Source organism: Roseomonas sp. TAS13 (genome assembly GCF_001950415.1).
Classification (GTDB): domain Bacteria; phylum Pseudomonadota; class Alphaproteobacteria; order Acetobacterales; family Acetobacteraceae; genus Roseomonas; species Roseomonas mucosa.
This window is the reverse complement of sequence record NZ_BDLP01000134.1, coordinates 1-11,274: the sequence shown is the minus strand read 5'-3', so window position 1 is coordinate 11,274 and position 11,274 is coordinate 1. Positions and strand designations below refer to the sequence as shown.

Annotated in this window: 11 protein-coding genes; all 11 read right to left on the bottom strand. The window is 71.1% G+C overall.

Annotated features, from left to right (window positions below; genetic code table 11):
* Nucleotides 1-297, bottom strand: a 297-nt coding sequence (locus tag ROTAS13_RS12165) for a DUF6525 family protein (RefSeq protein ID WP_253187669.1), incomplete at its 3' end; no start/stop codon positions are given.
* A 5-nt stretch (nucleotides 298-302) separates the two neighbouring features.
* Complete coding sequence (zigA, locus tag ROTAS13_RS12160; protein WP_075822474.1) at nucleotides 303-1,514, bottom strand: zinc metallochaperone GTPase ZigA; 1,212 nt, start codon at nucleotides 1,512-1,514, stop codon at nucleotides 303-305.
* The gene (locus ROTAS13_RS12155; RefSeq protein ID WP_075822473.1) at nucleotides 1,498-2,148 is read right to left on the bottom strand and encodes a DUF1826 domain-containing protein; all 651 of its coding nucleotides are present in this window, start codon (nucleotides 2,146-2,148) and stop codon (nucleotides 1,498-1,500) included. The genes zigA and ROTAS13_RS12155 overlap by 17 nt, the downstream gene beginning before the upstream one ends.
* A 102-nt stretch (nucleotides 2,149-2,250) precedes the next feature.
* On the bottom strand, nucleotides 2,251-3,786 hold the full coding sequence (locus ROTAS13_RS12150; protein WP_083755499.1) for a pyruvate kinase: 1,536 nt from the start codon (nucleotides 3,784-3,786) through the stop codon (nucleotides 2,251-2,253).
* A 94-nt stretch (nucleotides 3,787-3,880) separates the two neighbouring features.
* On the bottom strand, nucleotides 3,881-5,740 hold the full coding sequence (locus ROTAS13_RS12145; protein WP_083755498.1) for a bifunctional sugar phosphate isomerase/epimerase/4-hydroxyphenylpyruvate dioxygenase family protein: 1,860 nt from the start codon (nucleotides 5,738-5,740) through the stop codon (nucleotides 3,881-3,883).
* Nucleotides 5,741-5,777: 37 nt separating this feature from the next.
* Nucleotides 5,778-6,617: a 3-keto-5-aminohexanoate cleavage protein gene (locus tag ROTAS13_RS12140; RefSeq protein ID WP_075822472.1), complete on the bottom strand. Its 840-nt coding sequence runs from the start codon at nucleotides 6,615-6,617 to the stop codon at nucleotides 5,778-5,780.
* A gap of 33 nt (nucleotides 6,618-6,650) precedes the next feature.
* A complete protein-coding gene (gene pcaF / locus ROTAS13_RS12135) occupies nucleotides 6,651-7,853 on the bottom strand; it encodes a 3-oxoadipyl-CoA thiolase (RefSeq protein ID WP_019461699.1) in 1,203 nt (400 codons plus the stop codon).
* Between the two features lie 14 nt (nucleotides 7,854-7,867).
* Nucleotides 7,868-8,527, bottom strand: coding sequence for a 3-oxoacid CoA-transferase subunit B (locus ROTAS13_RS12130; protein WP_019461700.1), 660 nt, complete (start codon nucleotides 8,525-8,527; stop codon nucleotides 7,868-7,870).
* A gap of 16 nt (nucleotides 8,528-8,543) precedes the next feature.
* On the bottom strand, nucleotides 8,544-9,227 hold the full coding sequence (locus ROTAS13_RS12125) for a 3-oxoacid CoA-transferase subunit A (protein ID WP_019461701.1): 684 nt from the start codon (nucleotides 9,225-9,227) through the stop codon (nucleotides 8,544-8,546).
* Nucleotides 9,224-10,600 carry a 3-carboxy-cis,cis-muconate cycloisomerase gene (gene pcaB, locus ROTAS13_RS12120; protein ID WP_019461702.1) on the bottom strand — a complete coding sequence of 459 codons (1,377 nt, stop codon included), beginning with the start codon at nucleotides 10,598-10,600 and terminating at the stop codon, nucleotides 9,224-9,226. The genes ROTAS13_RS12125 and pcaB overlap by 4 nt, the downstream gene beginning before the upstream one ends.
* A gap of 31 nt (nucleotides 10,601-10,631) precedes the next feature.
* The coding region (pcaC, locus tag ROTAS13_RS12115) for a 4-carboxymuconolactone decarboxylase (protein WP_075822471.1) at nucleotides 10,632-11,274 on the bottom strand (643 nt) is incomplete at its 5' end.

Here is an 11,274-nt window from a genome sequence, read left to right as displayed (position 1 = left end):
TCGCCTTACGGTGGAGCTGTGCGTAGATGTGATCAAGAGACAGGCATCGAAGGCCGCGCGCTCCAGCGCCTCGCAGCGGTCGAGATGGCGCAGCAGCAGCCGTTCCGCCCGTTCCGAGGAGGCATGGCGCCGCCGCCACAGGCGCCAGAGGAGATGCGCGTTCACCGCCCAGGCGTCATAGGCATGCTCCTGCATCCGCCGCCGCACGGCGGGCGGCAGGGCGTCGAAGCAGGCCCATTCGTCGCCATCCCAGCGGCGCCAGACCGCTTCCCGGACGGTGTTGTCGTTTCCCGGCACGCCGCTCACCCCCAGGCCGGGAAAGGGTCCGGCAACCGGGCCCAGGCGCGCGGTCCACCCCGCATCTCCGCCCCGGTCAGCAGGCAGGCATCGAGCTGCCGGCGCAGCGCCGCCTCGTCCATCCCGGCACCGATGAAGACCACCTCCTGCCGCCGGTCCCCGAAGGGCTCCCGCCACTGGGCGCGGATGCCGTCCCGCCATTGCGGATCGTCCGGCCAGCGCGAGTGGTCCACCGCCGCGAACCAGTAGCCCGCCGCCTCATGCCGCCCGACCTGCCCGGCGAGCTGCCAGGAGCCGGCCCAGTCCATGCGCGTGGCCAGCCAGAAGAAGCCCTTGGCCCGCACCACCCCTGACAGGTCGGATTCGATGAACGCCTTCCACCGCGCCGGGTGCAGCGGCTGCCGCGCCCGCCAGACGAAGGAGCGGATGCCGAACTCCTCGCTTTCCGGCAGGTGCCCGCCCGCCAGGGCCTGGGCCCAGCCCGCCGCGCGCTGCGCCCGGGCGAAGTCGAAGCGCCCCGTGCCCAGCACCTCGGACAGCGCGACGCGGCCGTGGTCGGCGGCGATGATGGCGGCCCCGGGGTTGAAGGTGGCGAGCAGCACGGCCAGCCGCTCCCGCTCCGCCACGTTCATGCGGTCTATCTTGTTGATCACCAGCACGTCGGCGAATTCGACCTGCTCCACCAGCAGGTCCACCAGCAGCCGGTCGTCCTCCTCGCCCGCCACCTCCCCCCGGGCGCGCAGCGTGTCGGCGGAGCCGTAGTCGCGCAGGAAGGCCGGGCCATCGACCACGGTCACCATCGTGTCCAGCCGCGCCAGGTCGCCCAGGCTGCGCCCCGCCTCGTCGCGGAAGTCGAAGGTCGCCGCCACCGGCATGGGCTCGGCGATGCCGGTGCTCTCGATCACCAGCGCGTCGAAGTGCCCTTCCCGCGCCAGGCGGGCGACCTCCACCATCAGGTCCTCGCGCAGGGTGCAGCAGATGCAGCCATTGCTCATCTCCACCAGCTTCTCGCTGGTGCGGGTCAGCACGCCCTCCGCCGAGGGCGCGCCGGCGACCAGCGCGGCGTCGATGTTCACCTCGCTCATGTCGTTGACGATGACGGCGACGCGCTGGCCCTCGCGGTTGGCGAGGATGTGGTTCAGCAGCGTCGTCTTGCCCGCGCCCAGGAAGCCGGAGAGCACGGTGACGGGGAGACGGGTGTCAGAGGGCATGGTCATGCAGCGGAATCCGTCCGGCTTCGTCGAGGCAGAGGAGCAGCCGGGGCACGGGCGGGCCGTCCATCGGCGGGGAGCGGTGCACCAGCCCGCGGCCGGGCGCGGAGGGGTGGGCATCGCCCTTGAGGATCGCGGCATCGCCGGTGCCCAGGCGCACGGGCACGGGCCCCTGCCGCGGGTCGTGGGCACGGGCGGCCTCCGCCCCGAACAGGGGCAGCCATTCCGTGCCCGCCCCGGCATAGGTGCAGAGCAGGCGCAGTCCCACCGCATCGGCATGGAAGCGGCGGCAGGCATCGCCGGCGACGCCTTCCAGCCGGGCCTGGATGCGCTTGCGGCCGAGGATCACGGAGAAGCTGACCGCCAGCCAGCGGATGTCGCGCAGCAGGGCGGGCGGCAACGGCGCCGGCAGCTTCGCGGCGAGGCGGAGGGCGCAGTCCTCGGCCTCCTCCTCCACCGCCACGCGGAAGGGGGCGAGGCGCAGCAGGGCCTGCAGGCCGGTGGGTTCCGGCGGCGGGCGCTGCCAGATGGCGAGCGGCACGTCGGGCCGGCGGATCTCCATCAGCACGCCAGGGTCGGCGGCGGCCAGGATGCGGAGGGCGCCGTCATCGGGCGCGGTCAGGGTCTCGCTGAGGAACACGACCTGGGGTTTATACGGAACGTTATAACATTACAACACCTGGATCGCTGCTCCCGGATCCTGGGGCCCCGGGGGCTTTGCCCCGGGGCCGGAGGCCGCCCGCTACCAGCTCCGCAGGCGGCGCAGGCGCGGGGTCTTCTTGTGCTGGTGCTCGCCCATGCGCCCGAGCAGCGAGTCCAGCTCGGCGATGGCGCGGTGCAGGTAGGGGCCCTTGTTCAGCATGACGCATTCGGCCCGCGCCGCCATCGCGGCGTCGGTCATCTCGCCGCGCGAGGGCGCGCCCTTCTTGATCAGCCGCTCCAGCACCTGGGTCGCCCAGATCACCGGTACATGCGCGGCCTCGCCCAGCCAGAGGATCTCCTCCTGCATCTCCGCCATCCGGGCGAAGCCGATCTCCACCGCCAGATCGCCACGCGCGATCATGATCGCCGTCGGCTGCTGCCCGGCGGCACGCGTCAGGATGGCCGGCAGGGCACGGACAGCCCGCGTGGTTTCGATCTTCAGGATCAGCGACAGGTTCCGCCAGTCGTCGGGCCGGCGGCGCTGCAGCTCCTCCTGGAGCAGGGCCACGTCCTGGGCCGACTGCACGAAGGAATAGCCGATGCCATCGGCATGCCGCGCGACGAAGTCCAGGTCCTGCCGGTCCTGGTCGGTCAGCGCGGCGCAGTGCAGGTCGGTGTCGGGGAAGTTGATGCCCTTCTCCGCCTTCAGCTTCATGCTGCCGCCCGCCACGGTGCTGACGCGCGCCACCAGCCCCCAGCTCTCCACCCGCTCGATGCTGGCGCCCAGCTTGCCGTCGTCGATGAACAGCCGCTCTCCCGGCCGGACCATGGTCAGCACCTCGCCCAGCGTGCATTCCACCGCCGCATGCGGCCCCTCCAGCGCCACCGCCCCGATCCCGCCGGGCGGGGTGACGACCAGCCGGTCGCCTTCCGCCACGCGGTGCGCGCCGGCCACCCGCACCTCGCCGGTGCGGATCTTCGGTCCGCCCAGATCCATGATCACCTTCATGCGCCGGCCGGTGGCGGCCTCGGCCGCATGGACATGCGCGATCATGCGCTGCCAGGCCTCTCGCCCGTCATGGGCGCAGTTGATCCGCACCGCCTCCACGCCACGCTCCGCCAGCTTCCGCATGAAGGCGGGGTCGTCGGCGGCCTCGCTCGGGCAGGTGACCAGCAGATGCACCGGCCGCTGCGGCGAGGCCGGGCCCAGCACCATCCGCGTCCGTTCCGCGAGGTGGCGCTCCCCGTCGAAGAAGGCGGCGGGCGACACCAGTGGCTCCTCGGGCGGCCGCCCGGCCAGGGCCGCCAGGGCACGCTCCACACTTTCCAGCACGGGCAGCACGCGGCTTTCCAGCCGGCCCAGCGAGGAAAGGCCCAGCAGCATCAGCGGCCGCTGCAAGGGCCGCAGGTCCCGGTGCCGCAGCGCCAGATAGCAGGCGAGGTTCTCCGCGCCTGGCCGGAAGTCGGGCTGGTGGAGCGAGCCCTCCCATTGCCGCACCAAGCCGCGCCCTTCCTCGCGCACCGCCTTCAGCAGAGCCCGGATCTCGGCATGCAGGGCCGGCACGTCCACCGGCCGGTCCTCCTCGGGGATTGGCTGCCCTGCAGCTTCGGAAGACCGGGCGGGATCGTCGGACATGCGGCATCTCCTGCGGGACAACCGCCTTTCTAGCGCGGCCTGCCCGGCCCCGGCGTGAAGCTGCCGTGACGCGGCGCCGACAAGGCGTGCCGGATCAGCCCCGCTTGGCCTGTGCCGCCATGCGCACCGTGGCATTGGCCGCGCCGAAGCCGGTGGCGCCGCGGCGCTCGATCATCTCGAAGAAGAAGCGGTGCTCGAAGGCGCGCAGGTAGAAATGCAGCAGCTCGCCCCCCGCATCACGGTCGTAAAGCACGTCATGCTGCTGCAGCCTGCGCAGGAAATCGTCGTCCAGTCCCCATTTCGCCTGCAGGTCGTCGTAGTAGTTCGCCGGCACCGACAGGGTTTCCGCCCCGCGCCGGCGCACGTCCCGAACGCTGGCGAAGATGTCGGCCGTGTCGAAAGCGATGTGGTGCACGCCCGCCCCGGCGAAGGCGGTGACGAAGCGGCCGGTGGAGGTCTTCTGCCCCTCCGAGATGTTCAGCGGCAGGCGCAGCGCGCCGTTGCCGGACACCACGGCGCGGCTGCGCACCAACCCCTGCGGATCGGCGAGGTCCCAGATCGACTGCGGCTCCAGCCCGAAGACACTGCGCCAGAACAGGACGGCGGAATCCATCGTGCCGTTGGGCAGGGCGAGCGCGACATGGTCGATGCCGGCGAAGCCGCTGTCGCCAGCCACCACGCCTTCCTCCAGCATGGCGAAATCGTCCTGCCAGCAGCTTTTCCCCGGCCGCGGCGCCTCGGCCAGCAGGATCAGCGTGCCGTCCGTGTTGCGGATGCCCGAGATCGGCAGTTCGCCCTCGCCCCGGTGCTCCTGCCAGTCGGAGCAGAGCAGCTTGCGGGCGCGCGTCAGGGTCTGCTCCACATCGTCCACCCGCACGGCGAAGGCGCAGACCGAGGGACCGTGGAGCTGGAAATGCTCGGAGGCGGCGCTATCCTGCTCGCTGTTCAGCACCAGGGAAACATCGCTCTGGCGGTAGAGGTCCACATCCTTGCTGCGGTGCCGTCCGACGCGGCGGAAGCCGATGCGTTCCAGATAGGTGGCGAGCTTGCGCCGCGCACCCTCGTCCACCGCGAATTCCAGGAACTCCACCCGCTCCGCCACCGGCGGCGGCGGCAGGTCCAGCACGCCGGTGCGGGATTCGGTGAAGATCAGCGAGCGCAGCCCGTCGCGCGCCGTGGCACGGGCCGGAAGGGTGCGGAAATCGTCGTTGAAGATTTCCAGCGACAAGGGGCCGCGATAGCCGGAGGCCACCACCGCGCGGGTGAAATCCTCCACCGGCAGGTCGCCCTGGCCGGGGAAGTTGCGGAAGTGCCGGCTCCAGGACAGCACGTCCATGGTCAGCTTCGGCGCGTCGGCAAGCTGCACGAAGAAGATGCGATCGCCGGGCACCTGGGCGATGCCGGAAGGGTCGTCGCCCAGGGACAGGGTGTGGAAGCTGTCGAGGATCAGCCCCAGGCCAGGGTGGCCCGCCTGCTGCACGATCTTCCAGGCATGGCTCCAGCGCCGGATGTTCTGGCCCCAGGCCAGGGCCTCGAAGCCGACGCGCAGGCCGCGCTTCGCCGCCCGCTCCGCCATCTCCCGCAGGTCGGCGGCGGCCCGTGCATCGTCGTCCAGGCTGTGCGGCTGCGTGTTGGAGCAGACCAGCAGCAGGTCGGTGCCCAGCGCCTGCATCACGTCGAACTTGCGCTCGGCGCGGTCCATGTTGCGGGCGCGCTGCGGCTCCGGCATGGCCTCGAAGTCGCGGAAGGGCTGGAAGATGGCGATCGCCAGCCCCAGGTCGCGCGCCGCCTTGCGCACATCGGCGGGCGTGCCCTCGAAGGTGAGGAGGTCGTTCTCGAAGATCTCCACCCCGTCGAAGCCTGCCGCGGCCGCCGCCTCCAGCTTGTCGAGCAGGTTTCCGCTCAGCGAGACCGTGGCGATCGAGCGCGCGAAGCGCGACTTCGTGGGCAGCATGGCGGTCTTCCGGATGCTCGGGTCGGTAAGCCTCAGGTCAGGAGGCAGGGACCTGCGGGATCCCCAGCATGTCACGGGCCTGCCGCGCCGTCGCGACCGGCCGGTCGTACCGCGCGCACAGTTCCGCCACCCGCTTCACGAGCTGGGCATTGCTTTCCGCCAGGGTGTTCCTGTCCCAGCGGATATTGTCCTCCAGCCCGGTGCGGACATGGCCACCCATCTCCAGCGCCCAGTGGTTGACCTCCAGCTGGTGGCGGCCGATGCCGGCGGCGGTCCAGGTGGCGTCGGGCAGCATCTCCCGCAGCTTCCGGACCTCGAACTCCAGGATGTCGCGCTTCGCCGGCAGGGCGTGCTTCACGCCGAGCACGAACTGCACATGCGGCGGCGGCTTCAGCAGCCCCTGGTTCACCATGTCCACCGTGTTGTAGAGCATGGCGAGGTCGAAGGCCTCGATCTCCGGCTTGATGCCGTAGTCCAGCATCTGCTGCGCGAGGTGGCGCACGAAGTCGGGCGGGTTCTCGTAGACGATGGTGGGGAAGTTCACCGAGCCGGTGGCCAGCGAGGCCATGTCCGGCTTCAGGTAGAGCATCGCCCCGCGCTGGTCCAGCGAGCGGCCGCGCCCGCCGGTCGAGAACTGGATGATGATGTCCGGGCAGTGCTTGCGGATGCCCTCCTGCAAGGCCGCGAACTTCTCCGGGTCGGAGGAGGAGCTCTCATCGGCATTGCGGACATGGACATGGACCAGGGCGGCCCCGGCCTCATAGGCGGCCTGGGTGGATTCCACCTGTTCCGGGATGGTGATCGGAACGGCGGGGTTGTCCTTCTTGCGCGGCACCGAGCCGGTGATGGCCACGCTGATGATGCAGGGCTCGCCCATGGTTCCGTTTCCTCCCCGGTCCTGCCGTCCGTCTCAGACGCGCTCGATCAGGGCCGCGATGCCCTGGCCGACGCCGATGCACATGGTGGCGATGGCGCGCTTGCCGCCCAGCGTCTCCAGTGCGTTCACCGAGGTCAGCGCGATGCGCGCGCCCGATGCGCCCAGCGGATGGCCCAGCGCGATGGCGCCGCCATGCGGGTTCACCTGCGGCGCGTCGTCCGGCAGGCCCAGGTCGCGCGTCACCGCCAGCGCCTGACTGGCGAAGGCCTCGTTCAGCTCGATCAGGTCGATCTCGCCGATCGACAGGCCGGTGCGGGCCAGCAGCTTCTTCGTCGCAGGCGCCGGGCCGAAGCCCATGATGCGCGGCTCGACACCGGCCGTGGCCATGCTCACCACCCGGGCGCGCGGCGTGAGGCCGTATTTCCGGGCCGCCGCCTCGCTGGCGATGATCAGCGCCGCGGCGCCGTCATTGACACCCGAGGCATTGCCCGCCGTGACCGTGCCGGGGGTGCGGAAGGGGGTCTTGAGCTTGGCCAGGCCCTCCAGCGTCGTCTCGGGGCGCGGGTGCTCGTCCACCTCCACCACCGTGTCGCCCTTGCGGCCGGGGATGGTGACGGGGACGATCTCGCGGGCGAAGAATCCCGCCTCCTGCGCCGCCTTGGCCTTCTGCTGCGAGCGATAGGCGAAGACGTCCTGGTCCTCGCGCGAGATGCCGAACTGCTCCGCCACGTTCTCGCCCGTCTCGGGCATGGAATCCGTGCCGTAGGTCTTCTTCATCATCGGATTGACGAAGCGCCAGCCGATGGTGGTGTCCTCGATCCTCGCCTCGCGCGAGAAGGCCGTCGCCGCCTTGCCCATCACGAAGGGCGCGCGGGTCATGCTTTCCACGCCGCCGGCGATCACCAGCTCCGCGTCGCCCGAGCGGATCATGCGCGCCGCCGTGCCCACGGCATCGAGGCCCGAGCCGCAGAGCCGGTTCAGCGTCGAGCCCGGCACCGCCACCGGCAGCCCGGCCAGCAGCACCGCCATGCGGGCCACGTCGCGGTTGTCCTCGCCCGCCTGGTTGGCGCAGCCGACATAGCAGTCGTCCACCGCCGCCCAGTCCACGCCCTTGTTGCGCTCCACCAGGGCGCGGAAGGTGTGGGCCAGCAGGTCGTCCGGGCGCACATCCTTCAGCGCGCCGGCATAGCGGCCGATCGGGGTGCGGACGAAGTCGCAGATGTAAGCGTCAGCCATGGTTCGCTCCCCTCTCAATCGGCCTGGTGCAGCCGGGCGCCGGTCTTCGCCTGCAGCGTGTCGAAATCCAGCCCCGGCACCATCTCGCGCACCACGAAGCCCTGCTCCGTGATGTCGATCACCGCGAGGTTGGTATAGACCCGCGTCACCGCGCGCCCGGCGGTCAACGGATAGGAGCATTCCTCCACCAGCCGCGGCCTGCCGTCCTTGGTGGTGTGCTCCATCACCACCCAGAGGCGCTTGGCGCCCACCGAGAGGTCCATGGCCCCGCCCACGGCGGGGGCGCTGTCATTGGCCGAGGTCGCCCAGTTGGCGATGTCGCCGTTCTGCGCCACCTCGAAGGCGCCGAGCACGCAGAGGTCCAGGTGCCCGCCCCGGATGATCGAGAAACTGTCCGCGTGGTGGAAGAAGCTGCCGCCCGGGGTCAGCGTCACATGCTGCTTGCCGGCGTTGATCAGCCAGGGATCGACCTTGCCTTCCTCCGGCGCCGGGCCCATGCCCAGCAGCCCGTTCTCGGAATGGATCACCACCTCATGGCCCGCCGGGATCTGGTCGGCCACCAGGGTCGGCACGCCGATGCCCAGGTTGACGTACCAGCCCTCGGGAATGTCCTTTGCCACGCGCGCCGCCATCTGCGGGCGGCTGAGCGGCCTGAAGTTCACCGTCTCCGACATGTCTCGCTCCTCCGCCTCAGCTCTGGGGATCGCCGTAGGGAACATGCACCACGCGGTCGGTGAAGATGCCGGGCGTGACGATGGTCTCCGGGTCCAGTCCCCGCTCATCCTCGCAGAGATGCTGGGTCTGCACGACGGTGCATTTGCCCGCCATGGCCATCACCGGATTGAAGTTCCGGCCGGACTCCCGATAGACGAGGTTGCCCCAGCGGTCCGCCCGCCAGGCCTCGACCAGCGCGACGTCGCCCGGCAGGGCCTCCTCCAGGATGCAGGGGCGGCCATTGTACTCGCGCACCTCCTTGCCCTTGGCCAGCAGCGTGTTGGCACCGGTCGGGGTGAAGAAGGCCGGCACGCCCGCGCCCGCGGCACGCATCCGCTCCGCCAGCGTGCCCTGAGGCACGATCTCCAGCTCGATCTTTCCGGCCTTGTACAGCTCCTCGAAGACCACCGAGCCGGAGGAGCGCGGGAAGGAGCAGACGATCTTGCGCACCCGCCCCAGCTCCATCAGCTTCGCCAGGCCGGTGCGCCCGGTGCCCGCGTTGTTGGCGACGACGGTGAGGTCCTTCGCCCCCTGCTCCGCCAGTCCTTCGATCAGGGCATTGGGCTGTCCCACCGGGCCGAAGCCACCGATCAGCACGGTGGACCCGTCCTTCACCCCTTCCAGCGCCTCCGCGATCGAGCGGACGAATTTGTTGATCATGCGGTCTTCCCGTTGCGGCGCGGAAGGGTCGCCGCCTGCTGCAGCACCCGGTCGATGAAGAGGCTGGCCGCGCCCAGATAGCCAGCCGGATCGGTAAGGGCCTCGATCTTCTCCCTGTCGAGGCGGGAGGACACCTCCTCCTCCCGCGACAGCGCCTCGGCGAGGGGGACACCCTCCTTCAGCGCCACGTCGCAGGCATGGTGGACGGCATGGTGCGCCTGCTCGCGCCCCAGCACGGGGGCGAGGCCCATCATCACCGCCTCGGCCATGATCAGCCCGCCGGTGCTGTCGAGGTTGCGGCGCATGCGTGCGGCATCCACCGTCATCCCCTCGGCCACCAGCACGGCCTGCTCCAGCGCGCCATGCGTCAGCAGCAGGCTCTGGAAGATCGCCAGCGGCTCGGCCTGCCAGGGGCCGGTGCCGCGTTCCTGGTCGTGCGGCAGGGCCGCCAGCATCTGCGGCACCAGCGCGCCCACCCCGCGCGCCTGGGCGATCACGTATTCGCAGGCGATCGGGTTGCGCTTCTGCGGCATGGTGGAGGAGCCGCCACGCCCGGGGGCATGCGGCTCGGCCACCTCGGCCACCTCGGTCTGCATCAACAGCATGACGTCGGTGGCGAACTTGCTGAGCGAGCCGGTCAGCAGCCCGCACCAGGAGACCAGCTCGGCGAAGCCGTCATGCGCGACATGCCAGGGGATCTCCGGCTCGGCGAGGTCCAGCTCCCGCGCCAGCCCGGCCAGCACCTCCGCCCCGCGGTCGCCCAGCGAGGCCAGCGTGCCGACCGCGCCGCCGAACTCCACCCGCAGCACGCGCGGCCGCAGCTCCGCCAAGCGCTCCCGCATCCGCAGCAGGGGCGAGAGCCAGACGGCGCATTTGTAGCCGAAGGTCACCGGCAGGGCATGCTGGAGATGCGTGCGCCCGGCCATCACCGTGCCGCGATGCTCCTCCGCCCGCGCCGCCAGCGCGGCGCAGACCCGGTCCAGGTCCCGCTCGATGATCGCCAGCGCGTCGCGGATCACCAGCACCGTGGCGGTGTCGAGGATATCCTGGGTGGTGGCGCCCCAATGGGTCCAGCGCCCGGCTTCCGGCCCGGCGGCCTGGGAAAGCTGCTTCACCAGCCCCACCACCGGATAACCGGTGTTGCGGGTGGAGATGGCGAGCGCGGTCATGTCGAGCTTTCCCGCCCGCGCCGCCGCGGTGATGGCGGGCGCGGCTTCCGCCGGGATCAGGCCCAGCCGGGCCTCGACCCGGGCCAGCGCCGCCTCCACGTCCAGCATGCGCTGCAGCCAGGCGCGGTCGCCCGCCGCCTCGCGCATCGCCTCGCTGCCATAGAGGGTGCCGAAGACCACGCTGTCGGCGGGGTTGACGCTCATGCCCGGGGCACCCCTTGCGTCGCCGCGCGGCTCATCGCGTCTCCTCCTCCATCTCCTTCAGGGTCTTCTTGGCCAGTTTCAGCGCATGATTGGCCGCCGGCACGCCCGCATAGGCGCCCACCTGCAGCAGGACCTCCGCGATCTCCTCCGGAGAGACGCCCGTGTTGCGCGTGGCGCGCACATGCAGGACGAACTCGTCCTCCCGTCCCAGCGCCGCCATCATGGCCAGGGTGAGAAGGGACCGCGTGTGCCGTGGTAGCCCCGGGCGGGTCCAGATGCCACCCCAGACATTGCGGGTGATGTAGTCCTGGAAGGGCTGGTCCAGCGGCGTCACCGCGGCGCCGGCACGGGCGACATGCGCCTCGCCCAGCACGGCTTTCCGCACCGCCAGCCCGGCAGCATAGGCGTCGCCCGCCGCGACCGGCGCCTGGGCGGTGAGGAAGTCACGCATCGCCGCGACCACCGCCTCCGGGCGCTCCATGGTCGGGATATGGGCGGTGTCGGGGATCACCTCCAGCCGCGCGCCGGGGATGGCGTCGCGCAGCGCCTCGGCGCTGGCCAGCGGCGTCGCCTGATCGCCATCGCCCACCAGCACCAGTGCCGGCACGCTCAGGCGGCGGGAGGTCTCGGTCAGGTCGGCGGCGGCGATGGCCTCGGCGGCACCGGCATAGCCT

Coding starts and splice junctions, on each gene's coding strand:
- ROTAS13_RS12130 (WP_019461700.1), bottom strand. CDS start 8,527: ATGTCGGAGACGGTGAACTTCAGGCCGCTCAGCCGCCCGCAGATGGCG.
- ROTAS13_RS12125 (WP_019461701.1), bottom strand. CDS start 9,227: ATGATCAACAAATTCGTCCGCTCGATCGCGGAGGCGCTGGAAGGGGTG.
- zigA (WP_075822474.1), bottom strand. CDS start 1,514: ATGACCATGCCCTCTGACACCCGTCTCCCCGTCACCGTGCTCTCCGGC.
- ROTAS13_RS12140 (WP_075822472.1), bottom strand. CDS start 6,617: ATGGGCGAGCCCTGCATCATCAGCGTGGCCATCACCGGCTCGGTGCCG.
- pcaB (WP_019461702.1), bottom strand. CDS start 10,600: ATGAGCGTCAACCCCGCCGACAGCGTGGTCTTCGGCACCCTCTATGGC.
- pcaF (WP_019461699.1), bottom strand. CDS start 7,853: ATGGCTGACGCTTACATCTGCGACTTCGTCCGCACCCCGATCGGCCGC.
- ROTAS13_RS12150 (WP_083755499.1), bottom strand. CDS start 3,786: ATGTCCGACGATCCCGCCCGGTCTTCCGAAGCTGCAGGGCAGCCAATC.
- ROTAS13_RS12145 (WP_083755498.1), bottom strand. CDS start 5,740: ATGCTGCCCACGAAGTCGCGCTTCGCGCGCTCGATCGCCACGGTCTCG.